The 26,311-nt window shown below is 71.1% G+C and carries 19 protein-coding genes and 1 other RNA gene; 9 read left to right on the top strand and 11 right to left on the bottom strand.

What is annotated here, in order from left to right:
• Positions 1 to 83 precede the first annotated feature (83 nt).
• From AQJ54_RS44260 to AQJ54_RS38325, 6 genes are all read left to right on the top strand, one after another.
• Positions 84 to 1,547, top strand: coding sequence for an MFS transporter (locus AQJ54_RS44260; RefSeq protein ID WP_346265477.1), 1,464 nt, complete (start codon positions 84 to 86; stop codon positions 1,545 to 1,547).
• A gap of 148 nt (positions 1,548 to 1,695) precedes the next feature.
• Positions 1,696 to 2,988, top strand: coding sequence for an ABC transporter substrate-binding protein (locus AQJ54_RS38345; protein ID WP_062031556.1), 1,293 nt, complete (start codon positions 1,696 to 1,698; stop codon positions 2,986 to 2,988).
• Positions 2,985 to 3,929, top strand: coding sequence for a carbohydrate ABC transporter permease (locus AQJ54_RS38340; RefSeq protein WP_062245667.1), 945 nt, complete (start codon positions 2,985 to 2,987; stop codon positions 3,927 to 3,929). Before AQJ54_RS38345 ends, AQJ54_RS38340 begins: the two co-directional genes overlap by 4 nt.
• On the top strand, positions 3,926 to 4,750 hold the full coding sequence (locus AQJ54_RS38335) for a carbohydrate ABC transporter permease (RefSeq protein WP_062031562.1): 825 nt from the start codon (positions 3,926 to 3,928) through the stop codon (positions 4,748 to 4,750). Before AQJ54_RS38340 ends, AQJ54_RS38335 begins: the two co-directional genes overlap by 4 nt.
• A gap of 13 nt (positions 4,751 to 4,763) precedes the next feature.
• Positions 4,764 to 7,013, top strand: coding sequence for an alpha-xylosidase (yicI, locus tag AQJ54_RS38330; RefSeq protein WP_062245664.1), 2,250 nt, complete (start codon positions 4,764 to 4,766; stop codon positions 7,011 to 7,013).
• Positions 7,013 to 8,017, top strand: a complete 1,005-nt coding sequence (locus tag AQJ54_RS38325; RefSeq protein ID WP_062245662.1) for a LacI family DNA-binding transcriptional regulator — start codon at positions 7,013 to 7,015, stop codon at positions 8,015 to 8,017. Before yicI ends, AQJ54_RS38325 begins: the two co-directional genes overlap by 1 nt.
• Before the next feature lie 13 nt (positions 8,018 to 8,030).
• Here the strand turns inward: AQJ54_RS38325 and AQJ54_RS47030 are convergent, their stop codons facing one another.
• From AQJ54_RS47030 to ftsE, 7 genes are all read right to left on the bottom strand, one after another.
• A complete protein-coding gene (locus AQJ54_RS47030; protein WP_248845520.1) occupies positions 8,031 to 9,284 on the bottom strand; it encodes a hypothetical protein in 1,254 nt (417 codons plus the stop codon).
• A gap of 74 nt (positions 9,285 to 9,358) precedes the next feature.
• A complete protein-coding gene (locus AQJ54_RS38315; RefSeq protein WP_062245660.1) occupies positions 9,359 to 10,096 on the bottom strand; it encodes a hypothetical protein in 738 nt (245 codons plus the stop codon).
• A gap of 91 nt (positions 10,097 to 10,187) precedes the next feature.
• Positions 10,188 to 10,574: a transfer-messenger RNA gene (gene ssrA / locus AQJ54_RS38310) on the bottom strand.
• A 95-nt stretch (positions 10,575 to 10,669) separates the two neighbouring features.
• Complete coding sequence (gene smpB, locus AQJ54_RS38305; protein WP_062031572.1) at positions 10,670 to 11,212, bottom strand: SsrA-binding protein SmpB; 543 nt, start codon at positions 11,210 to 11,212, stop codon at positions 10,670 to 10,672.
• 114 nt (positions 11,213 to 11,326) lie between these two features.
• On the bottom strand, positions 11,327 to 12,499 hold the full coding sequence (locus AQJ54_RS38300) for a S41 family peptidase (protein WP_211278627.1): 1,173 nt from the start codon (positions 12,497 to 12,499) through the stop codon (positions 11,327 to 11,329).
• Positions 12,500 to 12,567: 68 nt separating this feature from the next.
• Positions 12,568 to 13,485 carry a permease-like cell division protein FtsX gene (gene ftsX / locus AQJ54_RS38295; protein ID WP_062031577.1) on the bottom strand — a complete coding sequence of 306 codons (918 nt, stop codon included), beginning with the start codon at positions 13,483 to 13,485 and terminating at the stop codon, positions 12,568 to 12,570.
• A gap of 40 nt (positions 13,486 to 13,525) precedes the next feature.
• A complete protein-coding gene (gene ftsE, locus AQJ54_RS38290) occupies positions 13,526 to 14,215 on the bottom strand; it encodes a cell division ATP-binding protein FtsE (protein ID WP_007382424.1) in 690 nt (229 codons plus the stop codon).
• A 236-nt stretch (positions 14,216 to 14,451) separates the two neighbouring features.
• Here ftsE and AQJ54_RS38285 point away from each other — a divergent pair, with 236 nt between their 5' ends.
• Positions 14,452 to 14,643 carry a hypothetical protein gene (locus AQJ54_RS38285; RefSeq protein ID WP_028809874.1) on the top strand — a complete coding sequence of 64 codons (192 nt, stop codon included), beginning with the start codon at positions 14,452 to 14,454 and terminating at the stop codon, positions 14,641 to 14,643.
• A 141-nt stretch (positions 14,644 to 14,784) separates the two neighbouring features.
• On the opposite strand, the gene AQJ54_RS38280 is transcribed toward AQJ54_RS38285, so the two are convergent.
• The 4 genes from AQJ54_RS38280 to AQJ54_RS38265 all read right to left on the bottom strand — a co-directional run bounded on the left by AQJ54_RS38280 (position 14,785) and on the right by AQJ54_RS38265 (position 20,301).
• Positions 14,785 to 15,438, bottom strand: a complete 654-nt coding sequence (locus AQJ54_RS38280; RefSeq protein ID WP_062245658.1) for a hypothetical protein — start codon at positions 15,436 to 15,438, stop codon at positions 14,785 to 14,787.
• Positions 15,439 to 15,730: 292 nt separating this feature from the next.
• Positions 15,731 to 16,834 carry a peptide chain release factor 2 gene (gene prfB / locus AQJ54_RS38275; RefSeq protein WP_020139054.1) on the bottom strand — a complete coding sequence of 368 codons (1,104 nt, stop codon included), beginning with the start codon at positions 16,832 to 16,834 and terminating at the stop codon, positions 15,731 to 15,733.
• 374 nt (positions 16,835 to 17,208) lie between these two features.
• The gene (locus AQJ54_RS38270; RefSeq protein ID WP_062245655.1) at positions 17,209 to 18,465 is read right to left on the bottom strand and encodes a serine/threonine-protein kinase; all 1,257 of its coding nucleotides are present in this window, start codon (positions 18,463 to 18,465) and stop codon (positions 17,209 to 17,211) included.
• 105 nt (positions 18,466 to 18,570) lie between these two features.
• Positions 18,571 to 20,301 (bottom strand): serine/threonine-protein kinase, encoded by a 1,731-nt coding sequence (locus AQJ54_RS38265; protein ID WP_062245653.1) that lies wholly within the window; start codon positions 20,299 to 20,301, stop codon positions 18,571 to 18,573.
• Positions 20,302 to 20,642: 341 nt separating this feature from the next.
• Between AQJ54_RS38265 and AQJ54_RS38260 the strand changes: the two genes are divergently transcribed.
• A complete protein-coding gene (locus AQJ54_RS38260; protein WP_062245874.1) occupies positions 20,643 to 24,749 on the top strand; it encodes an FHA domain-containing protein in 4,107 nt (1,368 codons plus the stop codon).
• A 175-nt stretch (positions 24,750 to 24,924) separates the two neighbouring features.
• Positions 24,925 to 26,307 carry an ABC transporter substrate-binding protein gene (locus AQJ54_RS38255; RefSeq protein WP_062245651.1) on the top strand — a complete coding sequence of 461 codons (1,383 nt, stop codon included), beginning with the start codon at positions 24,925 to 24,927 and terminating at the stop codon, positions 26,305 to 26,307.
• Positions 26,308 to 26,311: the final 4 nt, after the last annotated feature.

Below are 26,311 nucleotides of genomic sequence, written 5' to 3'. Positions count from 1 at the left end.
GTGTTGGACCTCTTGATCGCCTCGGCGCGACGGTGGATGCCATGCCGCCGCGACCGAACCAACCGCACCGACCGCTGCCCACCATGACCGCCGACACGCTCGTGATCGCCGACTTCGGACCACGACGTCGGCAAGGCCTCCGAGGGCCGCGAGGGCCAGGAAGTTCCCGCACCCCCGGCCCCTACCGCCGCCTTCTCGCCACCCCCGGCGCCCGTGCGTTCACCATCGGGAATCTCCTCGCGCGGCTGCCCATGGGCATGTTCAGCGTCAGCGCGGTCGTCATGATCGCCGGGACGCGGGGGTCGTACGCCCTCGCCGGCGCCGTCACCGCGGCGGGCCTCGGCGCCACCGCGGTCGTCGCCCCGTGGATCGCACGCCTCGTCGACCGATACGGACAGGCCAGGATCGCCGTACCGGCCACGCTGCTCGCCGCGCTGGGTTCGCTCGCGCTGCTGCTCTGTGTGCGCCTCGGGGCGCCGGCCTGGACGCTCTTCGTGTCGTACGCCGCCACCGCCACGACCCCCAACCTGGGCGGTATGTCGCGGGCCCGCTGGGCGTACCTGCTCGACGGCGACGAGAAGGCGCTGCATGTCGCGAACTCCTTCGAGCAGGCCGCGGACGAGGCGTGCTTCATGCTGGGCCCGGTGCTCGCGGCCTTCCTGTGCGGCACGTTCTTCCCGGAGGCGGGCACGCTGACCGGGGTGACGCTGCTGGTGACGGGCGCCCTGCTGTTCGCGGCCCAACGCTCGACGGAACCACCCCCGTGGACCCCGCCCCACCCCGACCCCCACCCCGCGCCCTTGCACAGCGTCGAAGGCAAGAGGCCGTTTCGGCGCCGGGTGACCGAGCCGCCCCAGGGGCGCGGGGCTGTATCGACATGCGGCTCCGCCGCGCGGGCGCGACCCGCCCCCGAGCCGGCCCGCACCCGCAGTCGACCGGCAAGCCCCCGAACCCCCCTCCGAACCCCCGCCCTCCGCCCGCTCCTCGCCATCTGCCTCGCCATGGGCGCCGTCTTCGGGTCCATGGAGGTCGTGACGATCGGGTTCGCCGACGGACAGGGGCATCGCGCCGCGGCCGGAGTCGTGCTCGGGCTCCAGGCGGCCGGGTCGTGTGCGGCGGGGCTGGTCTACGGGGCCGTACACCGGCAGGGGTCCGTCGAGGACCGTTACGTGTGGTGCATCGCCGCCATGACCGCACTGCTGACGCTCCCCCTGCTGGCCGCGACCCTCACCGGCTCCCTGCTCGTCCTCGCCTGCGCGCTGCTGGTCGCGGGGATGGCGACCGCTCCGACGATGGTCACCGGGATGACCCTGGTCCAGCGGCACACCCCGCCCGGCCGCCTGAACGAGGGCATGACCCTCGCGGTGACCGGACTGCTCGGCGGGATCGCCTGCGGAAGCGCGGCCGGCGGCTGGACGGTGGAGCACGTGTCGCCGGTGGCCGGCTACGGCGTCCCGGTCACGGCGGCCGCGGCGGCGTTGATGATCGCCCTCGTCACTCACCGCGTCACCCACCGCCCCGCCGAATCGTCGAATCGCTTCACCTGATCCTGCTCAACCCATTGACGACCTTCGACACCCGCACATACGTTCCTTCGTCGAAGCGCTTCGACAAGGGTCGTCGAATCGAGTCGAATCGACGACCCCTGCGCGGCGCCCGGCCCGAAGCACCATCCGACTCCCCCGGAGGTACGGGATGTTGACGGCACGAAGGCGTGCGACGGCGACCGCGGTGATCCTGAGCGGATCGCTGCTGCTGACGTCCTGCGGAGGCTCGGACAGCGGGTCCTCCGACGGGAAGACGCTGAGGCTCTGGCACTACGAGGGCCCCGACAGCGCGATGGGCATCGCGTGGAAGGAGGCGATCAAGGAGTTCGAGGCCACGCACCCCGGCGTGAAGGTGAAGTTCGAGGAGAAGAGCTTCGACCAGATCCAGAAGACCGCCCCGATGGTCCTCAACTCCTCGGACGCGCCCGACATCATGGAGTACAACAAGGGCAACGCGACGGCCGGTCTGCTCTCCAAGCAGGGCCTGCTCACCGACCTCACCCAGGAGGCGGCCAAGCGCGGCTGGGACAAGAAGCTCAGCCCCAGTGTCCGCACCACCAGCCTCTACGACACCAACGGCGTGATGGGCTCCGGCAAGTGGTTCGGCGTCCCGAACTACGCCGAGTACACGCTGGTCTACTACAACAAGGACCTCTTCAAGAAGTACGGCGTCGCCGAGCCGAAGACCTTCGCCGAACTCACCGCCGCCATGGACGAGTTCGTCGACAAGGGGGTCACCCCGCTCGCCAACGGCGGCGCGGCCTACCCGGCCCAGCAGTACCTCTACCAGCTGGCCCTGACGAAGGCCGACCGCGCCTGGGTCGACGCCTACCAGCTCTACAAGGGGAAGACCGACTTCCACGACGCCGCCTGGACCTACGGCGCCGACACCTTCGCCGACTGGGTCGAGAAGGGCTACTTCAGCAAGAGTTCCAGCGGCCAGAACGACGAGGCCGCCGGTGTCTCCTTCACCTCGGGCAAGGCGCCGATCCTGTTCTCCGGCAGCTGGTGGTACGGCCGCTTCACGGCGGAGAACAAGTTCGACTGGGGCACGTTCCTGTGGCCCGACTCGAAGCTCACCCTCGGCTCGGGCGGCAACCTCTGGGTCGTACCGCAGGGTTCCAAGAACAAGGACCTCGCCTACGACTTCATCGACATCACCATGTCGAAGAAGATCCAGAACCTGCTCGGGAACTCCGGCGGGGTCCCGGTCGCGGCGGACGCCGCCGCCATCACCGACCCGCGGTCCAAGACCCTGATCGACGACTTCAACACCCTGTCCAGGAACGACGGTCTGGCCTTCTACCCGGACTGGCCGGTCCCCGGCTTCTACGACGTCCTCGTCTCCGCGACCCAGAAGCTGATCACCGGCAGCGCCAAGCCGGACGGCTATCTCAGCGATCTCCAGGAGGCCTACGACAAGGGCGCGCCGAAGCAATGACGGTGACCGTCGAACGCGGGGCGCGGGCGGTGGGCAAGGGCACCATCGGTAAACCCTCGCGCCGCCCCCGTGACTCCTACGCCCTGTTCCTCCTGCCGGGCGCCCTCGCCTTCCTCGCGATTATCGTGCTGCCGTTCGCGATGAACACCTATGTGAGCTTCACCGACTGGCAGGGCGTGGGCTCGCCGACGTGGTCGGGGCTCGCCAACTACCGCGAGCTGATGGACGATTCCGACTTCTGGGCGTCCTTCCGGCACAGCCTGTTCATGGTCGTGGCGATGGCGGCGGTCCCCACGGCGCTGGGACTGGTCCTCGCCGCCGCCCTGTTCGACCACGTCGGCAAGTACTTCGGCCCCCGGATCGCCGCCGTCCTGCGCGCCTGCTTCTACCTCCCCCAGGTGCTGCCGATCGCGGTCGCCGGCATCGTCTGGAGCTGGATCCTCGCCCCCGACGACGGCTCCCTCAACGCCCTCCTCAAGGCGGTCGGCCTGGGCTCCTGGCAGCAGGACTGGCTGGGCGATCCCAACCTCGCCCTCTACAGCGTCATGGGCGTCATGGTCTGGGTCCAACTGGGCTTCCCGCTGGTCGTCTTCATGGCGGGACTGCAACGCGTCGACCCCCAGCTGTACGAGGCGGCCGAACTGGACGGCGCCGGCTGGTGGCGCCGCTTCTGGCACATCACGCTGCCGCAGATCCGCCCCGAGATCTACGTCGTGCTGACCTGGTGCTCGATCGCCGCGCTCAAGGTGTTCGGGGCGGTGTACGTCCTGACGAAGGGCGGGCCCGGCGGCGCCACGAACGTGCCCTCCTACTTCTCGTTCACCACGTTCTTCGAGAAGACGCAGGTCGGCTACGGCGCCGCGATCTCCACCGTGCTCACGGTGATCATCCTCGCGCTCTCCCTGATCGGTCTGAAGCTCCAGGAGAGGACGGACGCATGACCACCGCCCTGCGCCGTTACCCGGTGCTGATCGCCCTGTGCGTCGCGGCCCTGTTCATGGTCGTGCCGTTCCTGATCGTCACGGTCAACGCCTTCAAGTCCCCGACGGAGTACGCCCAGAACGGCCCCCTCAGCCTCCCCGACGGCCTCTACACACAGGGCCTCAAGGACTTCTGGGAACGCGTCGACTTCGGCCGGAAGCTGTTCAACTCAGTACTGATCAGCGGCTCGGTGGCGGTGCTCGCCGTGATCCTGTCCGTCCTCAACGCCTACGCGATCGGCATCGGCCGTATCAGGTTCCGGACCTGGGTCCTCGCCTTCTTCGTCCTGGCGAACATGCTGCCGCAGGAGGCGCTGGTCTACCCCGTCTACTACCTGAGCAAGGAAGTCGGCCTGTACGACACGAGGTTGAGCGTGATCATCGTGTTCACGGTGATCCAGGCGGCCTTCGGCACGTATCTGCTCTCCTCGGTGCTCGGCCAGTTCCCGCGCGAGATCCTCGAAGCGGCCCGCATCGACGGCGCCAACAAGTGGCAGGTGCTGTGGCGGATCGTCGTCCCCGTCAGCCGCCCCACCCTCGGCGTCCTGCTGGTCTTCTTCTTCATCTGGACCTGGAACGAATTCCTGCTCCCCCTGGTCATGCTGATCTCCAACGACAACCAGACGGTCTCCGTGGCCCTCGGCGTCCTCCAGGGCCAGCGGCTGATGGACGCCACGATGACCAACGCGGCCGCCCTGCTCGGCGTGCTCCCCGCGATCGTGTTCTTCCTCGTCTTCCAGCGAACCCTCACCCGCGGTATCGCCGTGGGTGCCGTGAAGTAAGGACCCCCCACCGATGAAGTTCACCGACGGCTACTGGCTGCTGCGCGAGGGCGTCACCGCGGACCATCCGGCCGTGGTCCACGAGGTCACCGCCTCCGAGGACGGGCTGGAGATCCACGCGCCGTCCCGGCCCATCCGCCACCGCGGCGACCTGTTGAAGGGACCGGTCGTGACGATCAGCGCCCACGCCCCGATGCCCGACGTCATCGGCATCACCTTCACGCACTTCGAGGGTGAGCAGCCGGACCGGCCCGAATTCGAGCTCAGGAAAGAGGAGTTCACCCCGCACACCGGTTCCGACGAGAACACCGCGACCCTGACCTCCGGCACCCTGTCGGTCCGCTTCGCCCGCACCGGGCCCTGGCAGGTCGACTTCCTCGCCGACGGCCGGGTCCTCACCAGCAGCGGCACCAAGAACATGGGCATCCTGCGGGACGCGGCCGGCGGGCACTACCTGCGCGAGCAGCTCAACCTGACCGTGGGCACCTCGGTGTACGGGCTCGGCGAGCGCTTCGGGCCGCTGGTGAAGAACGGCCAGGTCGTCGACATCTGGAACGCCGACGGCGGCACCGCCACCGAACAGGCCTACAAGAACGTCCCGTTCTACCTCACGGACGCGGGCTACGGCGTCTTCGTCGACCACCCCGGCAAGGTCTCCTTCGAGGTCGGCTCGGAAGCGGTGTCGAGGGTCCAGTTCAGCGCGGAGACACAGGAGTTGACGTACTACGTCATCCACGGCCCGAGCCCCAAGGAGATCATCCGCAAGTACACGGCCCTCACCGGCCGTCCGGCGCTCCCGCCCGCGTGGTCCTTCGGCCTGTGGCTGTCGACGTCGTTCACCACGTCGTACGACGAGGAGACGGTGACCTCGTTCATCGACGGCATGAAGGACCGCGAACTGCCGCTGTCCGTCTTCCACTTCGACTGCTTCTGGATGCGCGAGTTCAACTGGTGCGACTTCCAGTGGGACCCGCGGGTCTTCCCCGACCCGGAGGGCATGCTCGCCCGGCTGCACGCACGGGGGCTGAGGGTCTCGGTGTGGATCAACCCGTACATCGCCCAGAGATCGCCCCTGTTCGCGGAGGGCAAGGCGCTCGGCCACCTCCTCAAGCGACCCGACGGCAGCGTCTGGCAGTGGGACCTGTGGCAACCCGGCATGGCCCTGGTCGACTTCACCAGTCCGGCCGCCCGCGACTGGTACGCCTCGAAGCTGGAGGCGCTGCTCGCACAGGGTGTGGACTGCTTCAAGACCGACTTCGGCGAGCGGGTCCCGCTGGACGTGGAGTGGTCCGACGGCTCCGATCCCGAGCGGATGCACAACTACTACACCTACCTCTACAACCGGACCGTCTTCGACGTGCTGCGCAAGCACCGCGGCGAACAGGAGGCGGTGGTCTTCGCCCGCTCGGCGACCGCGGGCAGCCAGCAGTTCCCGGTGCACTGGGGCGGCGACTGCGAGGCGACGTACGAGTCGATGGCCGAGTCGCTGCGCGGAGGGCTGTCCCTCGGGCTCTCGGGCTTCGGCTTCTGGAGCCACGACATCGGCGGCTTCGAGGGCACCCCGAGCCCGTCGCTCTTCAAACGGTGGCTGGCCTTCGGACTCCTCTCCTCCCACAGCCGCCTGCACGGCAGCTCGTCGTACCGCGTGCCGTGGCTGTTCGACGAGGAGTCCGTGGACGTCCTGCGCCACTTCACCCGCCTCAAGCTGAGCCTCATGCCCTACCTGTACGAGGCGGCGCGCACCGCCCACACCGAGGGCGTGCCGGTGATGCGGGCGATGGTCCTGGAGTTCCCGGACGACCCCGGGTGCGCACACCTCGAACGCCAGTACATGCTCGGCCCGGACCTCCTGGTGGCCCCGGTGTTCAGCGACTCCGGGGAGGTCTCGTACTACGTCCCGGAGGGCGCCTGGACCCACTTCGTGACCGGCGAGACGGTGACCGGTCCGCGCTGGGTGCGCGAGCGGCATGCCTTCCTGAGCGTGCCGCTGCTGGTCAGGCCGGGTGCGGTGATCCCGGTCGGCGCGGTTGTGGACCGCCCCGACTACGACCACGCCGACGGGGTGACCCTGCGGGCGTACGGCCTCGCCCGGGGCGAGCAGGTCACGGTACGGGTCGGCGAGGTCGCCTTCACCGTCGTACGCGAGGGAGACACGCTGCGGGCGTCCTGCTCCGACCCCTCGGCGCCGTGGGGCCTGGCGGCCGGGGACCGGGCGGCGCGGGCGCGGGCCGGCACCGGCTTCCTCTCCCTGGAGCTGGGCTGATGGTGAAGATCACGGATGTGGCGCGACGGGCCGGGGTCTCCCCCAGCACCGTCTCCTACGCCCTCAGCGGCAAGCGCCCGATCTCCGAGGAGACCCGGCTGCGGGTCGAGGAGGCGATCCGCGAGCTGGGCTACCGTCCGCACGCGGGCGCCCGCGCCCTGGCCGGCAGACGCTCCAATGTCCTGGCGCTGGTGGTGCCCTTACGGACCGGGATCCACGTCCCGACGGTGATGGGGTTCGCGGTGTCGGTGGTGACGGCGGCCCGCCGCCACGACCACGACGTGCTGCTGCTGACGCAGGAGGAGGGCGAGGAGGGACTGCACCGGGTCGCCGACACGGCCCTGGTGGACGGCCTGGTCATGATGGACGTCCAACTCGACGACCCCCGGCTGCCGTTGCTGCGCGCACTGGACCTGCCGGCGGTACTGATCGGCTTGCCGGCCTCCACGGCGGGCCTGACCTGCGTCGACCTCGACTTCCGGGCTGCGGGCGAGGCGTGCGTGGAGCACCTGGCACGGCTGGGTCACCGCTCGGTGGCCCTGGTCGGCTCCCCGCCGGAGGTGTACGTCCGCGGGACGGCCTACGCCGGGCGGGTGGTCCAGGGCTTCACGGCCGCCGCGGACCGCGCCGGGATGTCCTCGACGGTCCTCCCCTGCGAGCCGGCCGACGCCCGCGCCGTCGCCGAACAACTCCTACGCGAACAGCCCGCGTTGACGGGGGTGGTCGTCCACAACGAACCCGTCCTGGAACCGTTGGTCGACGCCTTCGCCGACCTGGGCCTCCGCATCCCGTCCGACCTCTCCGTCACGGCGATCTGCCCCGACGGGGTGGCGGAGTCCTCCCGCGTCCCGATCACGTCGGTGACCCTGCCGTCGGAGGAACTGGGCGCACGGGCCGTGGACCTCCTGATGAAGAAGCTGTCGGGGGCTGCTGTACCGGAGTCGACGCTGCTGGCGCCTCGGATGACGGAGAGGGGGAGTACGGGGAGGCGTACGGTTCCATGAAGAGGGCCTTGCTCTAGTCGTCGGAGATCCGGTACTCGACGTTCTGCACCACGAACTCCCCGTAGTGCAGGGCCGATCCGAGACCGTTCAGCCTCCTGTACTGCTCCTCGGACAAGGATGCCTCAGGGGCGTACTCGATCGCCCTCAGCAGTGTCCGCAACGCCAGGTCCGGGGTGCAGTGGTGGGCGCAGTCGACGAGCGCCCGGCGCACCTCGGCGGTCAGGAACTTCATAGCCTCGATCTCGGCGACGACCTCGTCCCGGTGGTCGAGGCCGTCCTCCGTGTCGGCTTCGGTGAGCGGCGGCACCTGCGTCTGTGTGGCCAGCCAGGTGTCGCACACATCCACGACGGTCCGCGTCCACTCGGCTCCGGTGGTCTGCCGCCAGCCCATGCCGTACTGGGTTCCGGCGTCCCACAGCACCTCCAGCGTCCGCGACGGCAGCCCGTCGAGGAGCGCCCGGGCGTCGCGACGCACCGCCAGGGCGTATTCACCGGCCCCGTCCGGCAGGTGCCGTGCGACGAGTTCGGCGGGGGTGTGCGCCTCGTAGCACCAGTCCTGGTGAAAGAAAGCCATCACCCATGGGACACCGAAGTCGAACTCGGTGAAGCGCCGTGCGGGTCGGCTCCCTTCTGGTGGTTCAGGGGACACTACGAGATGCCGGACCTCTGACACGACGAACTCGCCGTAGTGGAGCGCCGACCCCAGTGCTTCCAGCCGTGCGTAGTGTTCCGGCAGGAGGGTTGCGCGGGACACGGTGCCGATCTCCCCCATCGCCCGCAGCAGCAGGCGGAACGCGAGATCCGGGGTGCAGTGGCGGGTGCACTCCGTCAGCGCCCGCGTGACGTCGTCCGGCACGAAGGCCGCCGCCTCGATCTCCGAGAGGACGGCGTCGGCCAGTTCCACGCCGTCCCACTCGGCGGGGACGACGAGTTCGCCGGTGCCCACATGCCTGGACAACCACGTGTCGCACCGGCCGGTGATCGTCTCCATCCACTGTCGTCCGGAGGTGACACCGCTGCGGTGTCCGTCGAAGAACGACAGCCCGTTCGCGGTACCGGCCAGCCACAGCACCTCGATCGTCTCCGAGGGAAGGCGCGACAGCAGCAGCGCGTCCCGGCGGACCGCGAGAACGTTGTCCCGGTCAAGCTGGTCCCAGAAGTGGTAGTCGACCGCTTCGGCGGCCGTACGCCCGTTGTGGGTCCAGTCCGCGTGGAACATGCTCATCAGCCAGGAAACGCCGAAGTCGGGATCGCCGATGCTGCGCACTGCCCTTCCCCTCCCCCAGTCGACGCGGTGCCGGGCACGCGAGGAAGCCGTCGCTCACCGCGGCCCTTTCACGGTTACAGTTCCCGATCCCCCTGCCAGGTGACGGAGGCCAGCCGGGCCAGACCGCCGTTGGCCAGGCCCTTGTACGTCACCCTGCGCGCCGGGCCCAGCTCGTGCGCGACCCGGCGCGCCAGGTCCGTCCCGGTGTCGAACAACTGCTGCCATGCGTCGTCGTACTTGCCGTCCACCCGGTCCCGCAGGTCGCGGTTCAGTGTGTCGTTGATATCCCTCGCCCAGGTGGCCAAAGCGGTGACGAGGTCGTCGGACAGGTCCAGGCCGACGGCCGGGTCGTCGGGAGCGAAGTCCCCGACACCGTCCGCGCGCAACGGGAGCCACATGAACTCGCCCTCGACGATGACGTGCAGCGGATACGGCGGTGAGTCGTGTTCGTCGAGGGGCTGGTGCGAACCCCCGCATCCCCAGCAGACGAATGTGTCGGAGGCCCGGGCGTCGTCCCGAAAACACACCGCCCACTGCGGCCCGAGGTACCGGGCCAGCGCCCGGGCCACCTCAAGCCCCTGCTTCGCGTGCCGTCGCAGCTTCTGCCGGGATGTGGCCCCATCCCCGGGGCGGGCCCGTGACCAGGACCTCAGCCGGTCGACCAAGAGGTCGGTGAGCCCGAGTTCGGGAGCGTCGAGCGGAAGTGAGGAGGCGCACTGAGAAAGGTCCTCCTCGTCGCCCGGCACGTACAGCGGTGACTCGTCGCCGTACGCACGGACGAAAAGCCGGCGTGGAGCTTGCTGCCACGCCATACGACGCCTCCTGGTCGAAAGAACATGACGAAGGCCCCGCAACCGTGAGATTGCGGGGCCTTCGCCCACATGGGGTTGTCCCCGGAGGGACGAGTGGAGATGGCGGGAATCGAACCCGCGTCCAACGGTGCAGAATCAGGGCTTCTCCGTGTGCAGTTCGCTGAGATTTTCTCGGCCCCGGCGATCACGCGAACAAGTCGCCGACGGGCCCAGTCACTGTTTGATTTCCCATTGAACCCCGTGACCGGGCTCAATGGTTTAGTCCCCTAGATTATGCCAGGGTCCGGGTCGGGAACATCCCCGGGCTGACACCCGTTAGGGCCTTCACTCACTGCTTATTAGGCAGCGAGGGCGAAGGCGCGGGAATCGCTCTTGGAATTGGCGATTATTGGTTGCGACATATGGTTAACGAGATCATTGCCGCTTCCTCGACACGCTTCCCCTGCTTCAACAGCCGCTGTCGAAACCGATCATCCCCATGTTGTGTTTTCAATGCTCACACCCGCGCGGGGTGCGGTACCCATCGTACGTGACCAACGCGCGCCGATGCCACCGTATTCCGGCGGCCTCGCCCTACTGGCCCCGCTGCCTGCGCTTCGCCGCCGCGATCGCCCGGTCCGACTCCCGCCGGTCCTGCTTCTCCCGCAGCGTCTGCCGCTTGTCGTACTCCTTCTTGCCTCGCGCGAGCGCGATCTCGGCCTTCGCGCGGCCGTCCTTGAAGTAGAGGGCGAGGGGCACGATGGTGTGACCCGTCTCCTGCGCCTTCGACTCCAGCTTGTCGATCTCCTCGCGGTGCAGCAGCAGCTTGCGCTTGCGGCGCGCGGAGTGGTTGGTCCAGCTGCCCTGGTGATACTCCGGGATGTGGGCGTTGTGCAGCCACGCCTCGCCCCCGTCGATCTGGACGAAGCCGTCGGTCAGGGAGGTGCGGCCCTCGCGCAGCGACTTGACCTCGGTACCCATGAGCACCAGGCCGGCCTCGTAGGTGTCGATGATCGCGTAGTCGTGCCGGGCCTTCTTGTTCTGGGCGACGATCTTGCGCTTGCCGCCCTTCTCGCCGTCCCTGGCCTTCGCGGCCGCCCCACCCGGCTTGGGCTGGGACTCCTTCGGTACGTACATTCCCTTGCTCATAGTGCTGCCATTTTCGCACTAGTGAGGGGGTGCGGGGCCAGCCCTTAATGACGTGGCCATCGACAATGACGTGGCCGTCGACCGGCAGCCGAACGACGACCTCTAGTCGCCCAATCCCTCGAGCACCGTCTCGGCCTGCCCCAGAGCCCCTTCGTCGGCCTCCAGGTCGGGCGTGATCCCCCGCCCGTCGACCCCCCGCCCCGACGGGGTCCGGTAGTGCCCCACGGTCAGCTCCGCCACGGACCCGTCCGGCAGCCGGGTGGGCATCTGCACCGATCCCTTGCCGAAGGTGCGGGAACCGACCACCACGGCCCGCCCCCGGTCCTGGAGCGCCCCCGTCAGCAGCTCCGCCGCACTCATCGTCCCGCCGTCGACGAGAGCGACCAGCGCCCGGGTCGTGTCCCCACCGGGCTCCGCGTGCAGTGCCTGCTGCGATCCGTCCACGTCATAGGTCGCGACCAGCCCTCCGTCGAGGAAGACGGACGCCGTCGTGACGGCCTCGGTGACCAGGCCGCCGGAATTGCCGCGCAGGTCGAGGACGATCCCGCCGCCGGCCGGAGCGGCCCTCACGGCGTCGCGGACCTCGTCCCCGACACCCTTCGTGAACGAGTCGATCTTGATGAGGGTGATCGAGCCGGCGAGCTCCCGGACGCTGACCGAGTCCGTGGACAGCCGAGCGCGCCGCAGTGTCTCGCTCCACGCGCGTGTGCCGCGCTGAAGGCCCAGCCGGACCATGGTCCCGGCGGCCGCGTCCTGGGCGTCCCCGCGCAGTAAGGAGACCACCTCGGTGACCGGCCGCCCGTCCGCGGAGGTCCCGTCCACGCTGCGCAGCAGATCACCGCGGCGGATCCCGGCGGCGGCCGCGGGCGAGTGGGAGCTCACCCTGGTCACTTCGATACGGCCGTCCTGCTCGCGCCGCGCCCACAGCCCGACGCCGGTGTACTGGCCGGCCAGGGCCTCCTCGAACTCCTCGTACTCGCCACGGGAGTAGACGGCGCCCCAGCGGTCCCCGCTGCGGCTGACGGCGCGCTGGGCGGCCTCCGTGGGGGACTTGCCGTCGGCCATGGCCTCTTCGGCCGCCCTGGCCACGTCCTCGTGGGCCCCCGCGAGCGCGGTCGAACGGGCCGTGTCGGACGAGGACTTCCGGTCACCGCGGTCGCCCTCGGGGAGCGAGCCGGTGGCCGCGCCGGCCACCAGGACGCTCGCGAACACCAATGTCAGGGCGGCCCCGCGGCGGATGCGGCGGGGCTGACAGAACAGGTCACGGCCTGACATGCCGGTGAGTCTAGGACAACGCAAGAGGGCCGCACGGCCGGTTGACCGTACGGCCCTCTTGGCGTGCGTCACACCTTCAGGTACTTGCGCAACGCGAAGAACGCGGCCAATGCGGGCATCAGCACACTCGCGGCGAGGATCAACGGCAGCTTGGTCAGGACGGCGTCCCAGCCCACGAAGTTGATCAGATTCAGCTTGGTGGACAGGGCCATGCCGTGGTCGATCGTGAAGTACCGGCCGACGACCAGGAAGACACAGGCGAGAGCACCGCCGATCGCGCCGGCGACGGCGGCCTCCATGATGAACGGCGCCTGGATGTAGAAGCCGGACGCGCCCACCAGCCGCATGATCCCGGTCTCCCGCCGACGGCTGAACGCCGAGACACGCACGGTGTTGACGATCAGCAGCAGGGCGACGATCAGCATGAGCGCCATGACGCCGAGCGCGGCCCGGTTCATCAGGTTGAGCATGGTGAACAGGTTGTCCAGGATGCCCTTCTGGTCCTGCACGGACTGCACGCCGTCACGCCCATTGAAGGCGGTCGCGATGACCTGGTACTTCTCCGGGTCCTTGAGCTTGATGCGGTACGACTCCTGCATCTGGTCCGGCGTGAGGGAGGCGGCCAGCGGGGAGTCGCCGAACTGCTCCTTGTAGTGCTTGTACGCCTCGTCCTGGGACTCGTGGACGACCGTCTGGACGACCGACATCTTCTTCAGGTCGGAGAGGATGTCCTTCTTCTGGTCCTCGGTGACCGCGCCCTTGGCGCAGTTGGGGTCCGACTCGGCGTCGCTCTTGTTGCAGAGGAAGATCGAGACGTTGACCTTGTCGTACCAGTAGCCCTTCATGGCGCCGACCTGGTCGCTCATCAGGAGCGAACCGCCGAACAGGGCGAGCGACAGGGCGACGGAGACGATGACGGCGAACGTCATCGTCAGGTTGCGACGGAGACCGACACCGATCTCGGAGAGTACGAACTGGGCGCGCATGGCGTCTTCTTCAGGCCTTTCCGGGGACTCTTCGAGGCGGTCAGTGCTGGTAGCCGTAGACGCCGCGTGCCTGGTCGCGGACGAGGCGGCCCTTCTCCAGCTCGATGACGCGCTTGCGCATCTGGTCCACGATGTTCTGGTCGTGCGTCGCCATCAGCACGGTGGTGCCCGTCCGGTTGATCCGGTCGAGCAGCTTCATGATGCCGACGGAGGTCTGCGGGTCGAGGTTGCCGGTGGGCTCGTCGGCGATCAGCAGCTTGGGCCGGTTCACGAAGGCCCGCGCGATGGCCACGCGCTGCTGCTCACCACCGGACAGCTCGCCCGGCATCCGGTCCTCCTTGCCGCCGAGCCCGACGAGGTCGAGCACCTGCGGCACGGACTTGCGGATCTCACCGCGGGACTTGCCGATGACCTCCTGCGCGAAGGCCACGTTCTCGGCGACCGTCTTGTTGGGCAGCAGCCGGAAGTCCTGGAACACCGTCCCCAGCTGGCGGCGCATCTGCGGCACCTTCCAGTTGGAGAGGCGCGCGAGGTCCTTGCCCAGGACGTGCACCTGCCCCTGGCTGGTCCGCTCCTCGCGGAGCACCAACCGCAGGAAGGTGGACTTTCCGGAGCCGGAGGACCCCACGAGGAACACGAACTCGCCCTTCTCCACTTCGAGGGAGACGTCCCTGAGTGCGGGGCGGGTCTGCTTGGGGTAGACCTTGGATACGTTGTCGAATCGGATCACGGATGCACCACGGTAGGCCGGGGGTAGATGAGCGTGACCATACGCGAACCGGGTGTGCGAGCGCAGGCGCCGGTTCGGGTTGCGTATCGGTTGGACTGTTTTGTACCGACCTGGAATGCCTCTCTTCCCCAGCCCACAGGCGGCCACCAGGCGAACCTGGCACAGTGGAGAAGGGAACGTTCTGCGATCCGGGAGCGTTCTTGTGTACGGAACAGTCGGCAAGAAGGGTGACGCGCATGACGTACGACCGCCTGGTGTGCGCAAACTGTGCGGCGCCCGTGAGTGAGGGCCGGTGCCCGGTGTGCCGGGCGAACCGTGAGCGGCTCCAGCAGGAGAACCACTTCGCGGGCCTGAACCCTGTGACCCTGATCGCCCTGCTCGCGGTCCTGATCGCGGCGGTGGCCCTGCTGGCCCACCAGACCGCCTAGCCGGTCCGCGTACGCCCCGTACGAAGACTCCCCCGAGGACCCCTGCACAGACGCACGAAGGGCCCGGAGCGAATACGCTCCGGGCCCTTCGCCGTTCGGCACACGCACCTCAAGCAGCGGTGCGACTACCGGGAGTCACCCTTAGGCGGCAGCGCCACCGCGGCCACCGGCGAGGCGGGGCAGGATGCGGAAGCCGATGCCACCGGCGATCATCGTGGCGGCACCGACGAGCAGGAAGGCGGTCTGACCGGCACCCGTCTCGGCGAGCTCCTTGCCGTTGCCCTGGGCCGACGTGTTGGACGTGGTGTCCGCGCCGGTCTCGGTGAGGGCCGAGGAGCCCTCTTCCTGGGTGGAGGTGCCGGAACCACCGTCGGGGTCGGCGTTGTTGCCGCCGCCACCGGCGTTCCCGTTGCCGTTGCCGTTGCCGTTCCCATTGCCGTTGCCGTTCCCGTTGCCCGGGTCGGTCGGGTCCTCGGTGGGCTCGGTGGGCTCCTCGGTGGGGTCCGTCGGCTCGTCGGTCGGGTCCTGGGTGACCGGCGGTGTGGTCCCCGGGTCCGTCGGCACGTCGGTGCCGGGGTCCGTGGGGAGCTCGGTGCCCGGGTCGGTCGGGATCTCGGTGCCGGGGTCGGTCGGGTCGTCGTCACCGGTGTTCACGCTCGCGCTCACACCGTCGGCGCCCACGCCCACGTTGATCTCCAGCGCGGAAGCAGCGCCGGCGGCCGTCAGCGAGGCACCGGCCGCGATCACGGCACCGGCGGCTATGCGCGCGATCCGGATCCGCGTCTTCTTCGTCATGTGGTTGCTACCCCCAGTAGCTCATCGTCAATGAGGCGGCGCTCGGGGCCGTGATCGACGGAGGAAGGCAGCTGTACTCACATCCCCCGGTTCACATGCGCCCCAGAGATACGCATGCCACGCTTTACCCTTCCCATTTTTCAAAGCATCGTCAAGGCCGTTGCGCGCGCGATGTCCTGGTAAGGGCTCTTTGCCGGGGAAAGCGGTCTGTGAGTGTGATGTAAAACCCAGACATAAAGCAAACTGCCGCCCGTGGGGCGGCAGTTGGGGAGCGGTGGTCAAGTCGACAAAGTTACTTCTCCTGCTGCTTGCGCCAGCGAATTCCGGCTTCGATGAAGCCGTCGATCTCGCCGTTGAACACAGCCTCGGGATTGCCGACCTCGAACTCGGTGCGCAGGTCCTTGACCATCTGGTACGGGTGCAGGACGTACGAACGCATCTGGTTGCCCCAGGAGCTGCCGCCGTCCTTGAGGGCGTCCATCTTGGCCCGCTCCTCCTGGCGCTTGCGCTCCAGCAGCTTCGCCTGGAGGACGTTCATGGCGGTCGCCTTGTTCTGGATCTGCGAGCGCTCGTTCTGGCAGGAGACGACGATGCCGGTGGGCAGGTGGGTCAGGCGCACCGCGGAGTCGGTGGTGTTGACGCCCTGGCCGCCGGGACCGGACGAGCGGTACACGTCCACGCGCAGGTCCGACTCGTCGATCTCGATGTGGTCGGTCTGCTCGACCACGGGGAGGATCTCGACGCCCGCGAAGGAGGTCTGGCGGCGGCCCTGGTTGTCGAAGGGCGAGATGCGCACGAGCCGGTGGGTGCCCTGCTCGACGGAGAGCGTGCCGTAGGCGTACGGCGCCTGCACGGCGAAGGTGGTCGACTTGATGCCGGCCTCTTCCGCGTACGACGTCTCGATGAGCTCGGTCTTGTAGCCCTTCTGCTCCGCCCAGCGCAGGTACATCCGCTGGAGCTTCTCCGCGAAATCGGCGGCGTCGACGCCACCCGCCTCGGCGCGGATGTTGACGAGCGCCTCGCGGGAGTCGTACTCGCCGGACAGGAGGGTGCGCACCTCCATCTCGTCGAGCGCCTTCTTGACGGAGGTGAGCTCCGACTCGGCCTCGGCGAGGGTGTCCGGGTCGTCCTCCTCCTGGGCCATCTCGAACAGCACAGCGAGATCGTCGATCCGGCTGCGCAGCGCGTCGGCCTTCCTGACCTCGGCCTGGAGGTGGGACAGCTTGCTGGTGATCTTCTGCGCCTCGTCCGGGTTGTCCCACAGGGACGGCGCGGCCGCCTGCTCCTCGAGCACGGCGATGTCTGCCCTCAGCTTGTCGAGGTCCAGAACGGCCTCGATCGACTCCATGGTCGAGGAGAGGGACTTGAGCTCTTCGGATACATCGACGACTGCCACGCCCTCCAGCCTAACGTCTGTGGCAACCGACGTAGCTCGTCCCCCGGGACGGGGCGGGCGAGGTGGGGGCCGACTTCCCGGGACGGGGCCGACGAGGTGGGCGCCGAGTCCCCGGGACACGGGAGCGAGGTGGGCGCCGAGTTCCCCAGGGGCACGGGGCGAGGTGGGCGCCGAGTGCCCCTCGCCCGGCGGCGACGCCCCGGGATCGTCCCGGGATGCCGCCGCCCAGACCCCGGCCCCCGCCGCAGCCTCCGCACCACCGCGACCGACCTCGATCGCGCCCCAGGACACGGCCCCGGCCGCCGGAAGGCAAGGCCGACGCCGTCCAGGCCTCGACCCCCGCCACCGCCACCGATCGCGCTCGCCCCGCCCCCTCAGGGCGAGGCAGGCGCCGAGTTCTTCGTGTCCTGTGGTGACGCACCCGCGTCGTCCCCCGACGTGGCCGCCCAGATTCCGACGCCTGCCGCGGCCACCAGCACCACCGCGGCGGCGCCGACGGCAAGTCGGCGGCGGCGGGTGGTGGCCCGGTGGCGGGCGGAGCCAGGCCGCGGTGCGCCGACGGGCCGCGGTACCCGGGCGGTGCCCAGGGCGCCGCCGGCGAGCTCGTCGGGCGCCGGGACCCGCATCGACGTGTGCGTGTCCCGGTTGGAGTCGGTGGGCCTCGCGCCCGGCACCAGGGGGACGGCACCGCGCCGCGCGGGCCGCCCGGAGGACACCGGCTCGCCGGCCGCCGCGGGGGCGGCCGCCTCGCCGTCCTGCTCGTCCTCCGGCTCCGCGTCCGGCTCGTCCACGTCCAGCGGCGGCATCCCGGCCAGCAGCGGCAGCAGCTCCCGCAGCCGGGCGCCCAGCTCGGAGGCGCGCAGCCGGGAGGCCGGGGCCTTCGCCAGGCACTGCACGATGAGCTGCCACAGCTCGTCGGGGATCCCGGGCAGCGGCACCACCGTCTCGGTCACATGGCGCCGCAGCACCGCGCCCGGATGCCCGCCCCCGAACGGGGTGAACCCGGCGAGGAGTTCGTACAGCACGGTGGCGAGGGCGTAGATGTCCACGGAGGCGCGCGGCGGCAGCCCCTCGACGATCTCCGGCGCGAGGTAGTCGGGCGTACCGATGATCTTCGTGGCCCGGGTGCGGCGCGGCGAGTCGATGAGCTTGGCCACGCCGAAGTCGGTCAGCAGGGCCGGGTGCGCGCCACCGGGGCCGAGCGGTCCCTGCATGTCCAGCAGGACGTTCTCCGGCTTCACGTCCCGGTGCACGACCCCGGCCGCGTGCGCGGCGGCCAGTCCGTCGGCGACGTCGGCCACGATCGCCACCGCCGCCTCGGGCGCGAGCCGTTTCTCACGGTCGAGCCGGGTGCGCAGATCGGTGCCCCGGACCAGGTCCATGACGAGCGCGAGGTCGTTGCCGTCGACCACCAGGTCGCGTACGGAGACGACGTGCGGATGCTCCAGACCGAGCAGCGCCGTGCGCTCCTGCACGAACCGGCCGACGAGCTCCTGGTCGGACGCGAGGTCCTCGCGCAGGAGCTTGACGGCGACGGGCCCCTCGGGTCCCTCGCCCAGCCACACCGTGCCGGCGCTGCCCCGCCCCAGGATCTGGTTGGCGGTGTACCGGCTGCCGATCTTCCGTGCCAAGACTGCTCCTACAGACGCGTGTTGTCGCTAAAGCTACGCGTCGCAGGAGCCAACCTTCACCGCGGAGACGGAAATCACCCGCTGGATGTCGACAAATCCCCAGTACTACTGCTGACCTGAGGAGTTTCCGCCCAGATCTCCGATCCACTTGCTCACGGTGTCGACGATGTCGCCGAGCTGCTGCCAGTAGCTCTTGCCGGTGCCGATCCACTCCTGGAGCGGGCTCAGCTCCCAGATCAGCCAGCTCGCCACGAACAGGATGAGGATCGTGAACAGACAGCCCTTGAGGCAGCCCAGACCGGGGATCTTCATCGGGTTGGCGCTGCGCTGCCGCGGCTGCCGGGGCTCGCGCGCGGGGCGCTCGGGCTGCGGCGGGGGCGCGTAGCGCTGCGGCTGCTGCTGTTGCGGGGCGTACTGCTGGCGCTGCTGCGGCTGACGGCCGTACCCGCCCTGGTCGTAGCCGCCCTGGCCGTAACCGCCCTGCGGCGGGCCCTGCTGGGGCCGCTGCTGCCGTTGCGGCGGCTGCTGCGGCTGCGGCCTGGCGACCTGCCGCTGGGGGCGGCGGCGCAGCGGGTCCTCGTCGGGGTCGAGGTACTGCTGGACCTGGGTCTGTTCGTTGCGGTCCCGGGCCGCGCGCAGCTGGTTCTGCCAGGGGTGCGGCTCCTCGGGCCCGCCGGACCGGTGCCCCTGCTGCCCGTACTGCCCCGCCTGCCCGGGCGGCACCGGCGGCATGACGGCGGTCGGGTCGGCCGCGCCGCCCCGGTTGGTCGGGAGTACGGCGGTGGGGTCGGCGGCGCCGACCGGGTTCCCGGCGCCGGTGTGCGGCAGGAAGCTGGTCGCGGCGTTCGGGTCGACGGCACCGGCGCCGTGCGGCAGCACCTGCGTCGGGTCGGCGGCGCCGGGCGTGTCCGGGACGGCCGCCGGGTCCGGGTCGGGCAGCAGCAGCGCGCCGACGTTCTCCGCAGCCGCGATCTGCGCGGAGTTCGCGTGCACCCCGATGCCCTCGGCGACGACCCGGAGCCCGCGCGCGAGGTTCTCGGCGCTGGGGCGGCGGTCCGGGTTCTTGCTCAGGCAACGCTCTATGACGGTCCACAGCGGGTCGGGGACCGTGGAAGGTCGGCGCGGTTCGGCGCTCAGGTGCTGGTGCAGGACCTCCAGGGCGGAGCCGCCGGCGAACGGCGGACGTCCGGTGACCAGCTCGTACAGCAGGATGCCGGCGCCGTAGATGTCGACCGCGGAGGTCTGCGGGCGGCCCTCGGCGGACTCGGGGGCGACGTACGCGGGCGTGCCGACGAACTCCTGGGTCCGGGTCAGGCCCGGGGAGTCGGCGAGGCGGGCGATGCCGAAGTCGGTCAGCAGGGGGTGCATCTGGCCGCCGTACTGGCGCAGCAGCACGTTGGCCGGCTTGAGGTCGCGGTGGACCACGCCGTCGGCGTGGCTCGCGGCGAGCGCGTCGGCGATCTGGGCGGTCAGCAGCGCGGCGCCGACGGGGCTGAAGGGGCCGTTCTCGCGCAGGTAGCGGTGCAGGTCGGGGCCCTCGACGAGGTCCATGACCAGGGCGAGCAGATCGCCCTCGACGACCAGGTCGCGCACCCGCACGATGTTCGGGTGGGTCAGCCTGAGCAGCACGGAGCGCTCGCGCAGGAACCGCATCACGATGTCCGGGTCGCTCGCGAGCTCCTCCTTGAGGACCTTGATCGCGACGGTCTCTCCCGGCTGTCCCGCCACGGCGGCCTCGGCGCCGGCGGTCTCCCGCTGGCGTGCTCGCCAGACGGTCCCCGTGGCACCGCGTCCGAGCGGCTCCTCGAGGAAGTACTTGCTGCCCACCGGCCGCACGTCATGCACTCCCTGCTGCTTGCTGTCGTTCCGACCCACTTCCGACCCACTGTAGTGCCGCACGTCCAAGCACTACGTGAGCGATGCCAAGCACGTTCGAAACAAGGACGCTCCGTCCGGGTCTCCCGGTTGCCGGGCGTTGACGTGACCGATCTCAAGTGATCGTCGGCGCTGCACTGGTCAGGCACTTTTGGGGGCAGAGCTGACCAATCAAGATCACTTGCCCTCGGGCGGCGGGCGTGTTGTCAGTGGCAGGTGCGAGGATGCGTGCAGTACTGGCCGATGGTGCTCGTGCGGGGTGGGGGATGTCCGCGTCCGAGCAGAAGGGACCGCTGACGGCGATGCAGATCCGGCTGACCGTCGTAGACCCGCTGGGCCCGCCCGACCGGGCCCGCGGCCGCGCCGCGAGCTGCGACGTCCTGGTCACCGCTCCCGTCGGCACCGCCCTGGCCGCGGTGGCCGCCGCACTGGCCTCGGCGGTCCCCGGTGAGGCGGGTGCCTCCCGCGCGGGCGAGTCGGAGCGCGGCGGCGGCACCGTCGTGCTGTACGCGGACGGCGAGCGTCTCGACGTCCAGCGCGCCACCCTCGGCGAGCCGCCGCTGATCGACGGCGCCGTGCTGTCCCTGGGCGCCCCCGCGGCCCCCGAACCCCACCCCGAGCTCGACGAGGCGCCGACCCAGCTCCATGTGGTCGCGGGCCCGGACGCGGGCGGTGTCCACCTCCTGCACGGCGGCCAGATCCACATCGGCCGCTCCGTCGACGCCGACGTCCCGCTGGACGACCCCGACGTCTCCCGTCTCCACTGCGCGATCACCGTCGCCGGCGACGGCCGCGTCTCGGTGGCCGACCTCGACTCCACCAACGGCACCGTCCTGGACGGCACCCGCGTGGGCACCCGCCCGGTCCGTTTCCCCCCGGGGGCGCTCTTGAGGATCGGCGAGTCGGTCCTGCGCCTCGCCCCGAGCGGGGGCCGCCGTCTGGGGACGGAACCGGACGGGGAAGGCCATGTGCGGGTGGCCCCCGGGGACACCGGGGAGCGCGGAGGGGCGGACGGCGGGAACGGTCTGGGGCGGGCCGTGCCCGAGAGTGCACCCGGGGCGGGCGAGGCCGGGTACGGCCGGCCCAACGAGCGTCGCGGACGCAGGGTGTCGGCGGCTGCCGCGGGCTCCGCGGCCGGGGCGGGGGCCGCGGTCACGGGGACCGGGGTCTCCGGCGCCAGGGTCGCTGGGGCTGGGGATTCCGGGGCCGGGCTCTCCGGGGCCGGGGACGGGACGAGGGCGCCGCACGCGCGTGAGGGCCGGGACAGCGGCGGGGGCACCCCGTCCAGCCCGTCCCGGCAGCCCGCCGACCGGACCCACCACACCTACGGCTCGGCCGGCTGGGGCGCGTCCGGCGGGAACCCCGGGACCGCGGAGGCGCAGGGCCACGGTCCCGTCGAGCCGCCGGTCGTCGTGCCCGGGCAGGGCGGGGCACCGCGGATCGAGAGCGGGGGTACGAGCGGGACGGCCCCCGGTGGGCGCCCGTGCGGCCCCGCGGGCGCGGCCCCCGGCACCGGTTCCTCGCGTCCCACCGGCTCTGCCGGTTCCGTCGGTGCTCGCCCTGCTGGTCCCGTCGGTGCAGGCTCTGCCGGTTCCGTCGGTGCGGTCGGGGACACCCACGGCGGCCGGACCGGGATCGGTTCCTTCACGGAGGCGTCCGCCGCTTCCGCACCCACCTCGGCGCCCGGCACCGACCAGGAGCCCACCGACACCCCCGACCCCGCCGAACCCGGCACGGGCCGCCGCAAAGGCACCCCGCTGCGCGGCACCGACGTCCCGCAGAGCGGACGCCGGCGTGGCGGGCTCGGCAAGTGGGCGCGGCGGCTGGCCGGCGGCCGGGGCGAGCCCGAGACCACCGCGCAGGACGAGCCGTACGCCGAGGAACCGGCTCCCGCCGCCGCGCCGGCCGTGGCCGCCCAGCTGCCCGAGGTCTGGCCGGACCCCGCCGCCCTGCTGCTGACGGCGCTGGGCCCGGGTGACCGGCTGTGGGAGCGCGGGCCGGGGCACCCCGAGGCGCTCACCGTCCGGCTCGGCACCGCGGACCGGACCGCGCCCGACGGGACGGGGCTGCTGCCCGCCGTCCCGGTCACCGCGGATCTGCGCGAGGTGGGCGCACTGGGTCTCGCCGGTCCGCGCGCGCGGCTGGCCGGGCTGGCCCGCGCGGTGGTGGCCCAACTGGCCGCCCTGCACGCGCCCGAGACCCTGGAGATCGTCCTGATCAGCGCGGACCGTTCCCGGCCCGCGCAGGAGCGCGTCACCGAGTGGTCCTGGCTCGGCTGGCTCCCCCATGTCCGCCCGGGCCACGGCCAGGACTGCCGGCTCCTCCTGGCCCATGACCGCGAACAGGCCGCGGCCCGCACCGACGAACTGCTCCGGCGCCTGGACGACCACCTGGCCGACGCGGAGCCGGCCCCGCCCCGCGGCATGATCCCGGCGGCCCGCTCCGCCGGCTCCCAGGACCCCCTCCGGGGCGCCGCCCGACGCCCCTCCTGGGCCCGTGACGACGCCGAGGGCGACGGGACCGGCGGTTTCCCCGGGCCGTACACCGTGGTCGTCGTGGACGGCGATCCCGGTGGCGCGGATCTGCGCGAGGCGGTGGCCCGGCTGGCCTCGCAGGGCCCGCGGGCCGGTATCCATGTCGTCTGCCTGGCCGAGACGGCCCCCGCCTCTCCGGCCTCGCCCGTGACGGACACCTACGAGGCGGCCTGTGCGGCGGCCCCGACGTTCCGCGAGTGCGGCGCGGTGGGCCTGCTCAGCGGGGACGTGGCGACGGCTCTGCGGCTGATGCGGGTGGCGCGGGCGGGGCTCCCGGCCGCGGCGGGCACGTCATCCGCCCCGCGCGCGGGTGCGGGTGCGGGTGCACCCACCGGCGCCCGGGACGGTCAGGAGACGTACACCGCGCCCGAGAAGCCCGGGAACCTCGAACCCGAGAAGGAGGGCGACCGCCCCCGCCCGGCACCCCGCCGGCTCGGCTCCGACACCACCCACACCGTGCCCCGGCCCACCGACGGCGCCTCCCGGACCCCGGCCCCCGAAGGCCACGGCACCGACACCCTCCACCTCACCGCGGCCCCCACCCCCGTGGGCCACGGCACGGTCGCCGCGGTGGACGCCGTCTCCGCCGCCTGGGCCGAACGGTTCGCCCGGGCGCTGGCCCCGCTGCGCACCGACGGGACCGCCGACGGACGGCACACGCGCGTGTCCTCGCCGCTGCCCCAGTCGGCGCGGCTGCTGGACGAGCTGGGGCTGGCCCGGGCCACCCCGCCGTCGCTGATGACCCGCTGGGCGGACGCGGCCGACGACCCCGAGTCGCTCGGCGGACGTGCCTGGGCCGTGCTCGGCGCGGGCCCGCGCGGGCCGGTCTGTGCCGACCTCGTGGCCGAGGGCCCGCATCTGCTGATCGAGGGACCCGCGGGCAGCGGCCGTACGGAACTGCTGCGGGCCGTCGTCGCCTCACTGGCCGCCGCGGAGCGCCCCGACCGGCTCGGTGTCGTCCTGATGGACGGCCGGGACAGCGTGGGTGCGGGCGGCGGCCACGGCGAGGGACTGCGCGTGTGCACCGACGTACCGCACGTGACCACCCACCTCACCGCCAACGACCCGGTCCGCATGCGGGAGTTCGCGCAGTCCCTGAGCGCCGAGCTGAAGCGGCGCGCGGAACTGCTCGGCCGCTCCGACTTCGCCGGGTGGCACACCGGACGCGAGCTGTCCGGCCGTATGGTCTCCCAGCGCTCGGTGGCGACCCGCGGCCCGTCCGCCGCCAGGGGCGCCACGGCCGCGCTCGGCGCCCCCGGTGAGGCCCCCGCCGACCCGGCCGCCGCCGACCTCGACTCCCCGCCCAGCTCCACCATCCGGCTGCGCCCCGCCGCGGCCCGCCGCCAGGCCGAGGCGGTGCCCCCGCTCCCCCGTCTGGTCGTGGTCGTGGACGACCTCGACGCCCTGGTGTCGCCGCCCCTCGGCTCGCCGGGCCGGCCCGCCGCAGGGTCGGTCATACGCGCGCTGGAGGCGGTGGCCCGCGAGGGCGAGCGGCTGGGCGTCCACCTGGTGGCTGCGACCGGTCCGGGCGGCCGTACGGCGGAGTCGGAACCGGCCCGCCGGGCCACCCTGCGCGTCACCCTGGACCCCCCGGCCACCGGACCGGAGGAGCCGGCCCCCGGACGCGGCCGTCTGACCTGGTCCGACGGCCGGGTGACCGGCTTCCAGGCAGGCCGGGTCACCGGCCGCATCCCGCGTACGGCCACCCAGCGCCCCACGGTCGTGCCCCTGGAGTGGGAGCGCATGGGCGACCCCCCGGCCCGTCGTCCGGTCCGGGAACTGGGCAACGGTCCGACGGACCTCGCTCTGCTCGCCAGTGCATTGGAACGGGCAGCGAGGGAAGTCGCAGCAGCAGAGGTGCCGTCACTGCTTTAGCCGAACGGAGCTGCCTCTCTGCGTCGTATGCCCGCACGCAGCCGTACTGGTCACGAGGCCGCAACGATCGCCTGCTTGACAGCGGACGCGCCCTTGCCGACCCCGTTCTCCCGGCGTAGACCAGTTCGCACGGGACACCCTCTACGTTCGACGAGGAACGAGGAACGGGGACGTGATGCGCAGCACGAGCAGCACAAACCGAAAGCCCAGGGCCGCGAAGACCGCGGCCGCCGCGCTCGCGGCGGCCCTCGCCCTCTCGCTCAGCGCCTGCGGCGGGGACGACGACAAGAGCAGCAGTGACAGCGGTCCGACCGGCGGCACGGCGACCGGCACCGGTGTCACCCTCCCCAAGCTGAACGGCCAGAGCCTCCAGGTCGCCGCCGTGTGGAGCGGCGAGGAGCAGGCCAACTTCAAGAAGGTCCTCGCGGAGTTCGAGAAGCGCACCGGCGCCAAGGTGACCTTCGTACCCGCGCAGGACCCGATCGTGAACTTCCTGGGCTCGAAGATCGCGGGCGGCCAGCCGCCGGACGTGGCGATGCTCCCCCAGCCCGGCGCGATCAAGCAGGCCGTGGACAAGAAGTGGGCCAAACCGCTGGGCGCGGAGGCCAAGGCGGAGCTCGCGAAGAACTACTCGCAGGGCTGGCAGGACATCGGCAAGGTCGGCGGCACCCAGTACGGCGTCTACTACAAGGCCGCCAACAAGTCCCTGATCTGGTACAACGCCAAGGTCTTCGAGAACGCGGGCGCCACCGAGCCGAAGACCTGGGCCGAGCTGCTGACCACCGCGCAGACGGTCTACGACTCGGGCGTGACCCCGTTCTCCGTCGGCGGTGCCGAGGGCTGGACCCTCACCGACTGGTTCGAGAACGTCTACCTCTCCCAGGCGGGCCCCGAGAAGTACGACCAGCTGGCCAAGCACGAGATCAAGTGGACGGACCCGTCCGTGAAGGACGCGCTGGCCACGCTGGGCCAGGTCTGGGGCAAGAAGGACTATGTGGCGGGCGGTGCGAAGGGCGCGCTCCAGACCGACTTCCCGGCCTCGGTGACGCAGGTCTTCACCGGCGGCGACCAGCCCAAGGCGGCCATGGTCTACGAGGGCGACTTCGCGCAGGTCAACATCCAGACCGCCAAGGCGAAGGTCGGTACCGACGCGAAGGTGTTCCCGTTCCCGAAGGCCGGCGACACCGCTCCCGTGGTCTCCGGCGGCGACGCGGCCGTGATCCTGAAGGACTCCAAGGCCGCGCAGGCCCTGGCGACCTTCCTGGCCTCCCCGGACGCGGCGACCATCCAGGCCAAGCTCGGCGGCTACCTCTCGCCGAACAAGAACGTGGACATCTCCTCGTACCCGAACCCGGTGCAGCAGAAGATCGCCAAGGCGCTGATCCAGTCCGGTGACGACTTCCGCTTCGACATGTCCGACCAGGCCCCGCAGGCCTTCGGCGGCACGCCCGGCAAGGGCGAGTGGAAGGCGCTCCAGGACTTCCTGGCCAACCCGAAGGACATCGCGGGCACCCAGGCGAAGCTGGAGGCCGACGCGGCGGCCGCCTACGGGAACTGAGGCG

This window comes from Streptomyces griseorubiginosus, assembly GCF_001514195.1.
Taxonomy (GTDB): domain Bacteria; phylum Actinomycetota; class Actinomycetes; order Streptomycetales; family Streptomycetaceae; genus Streptomyces; species Streptomyces griseorubiginosus.
This window is presented reverse-complemented; position numbering and strand designations above follow the sequence as displayed.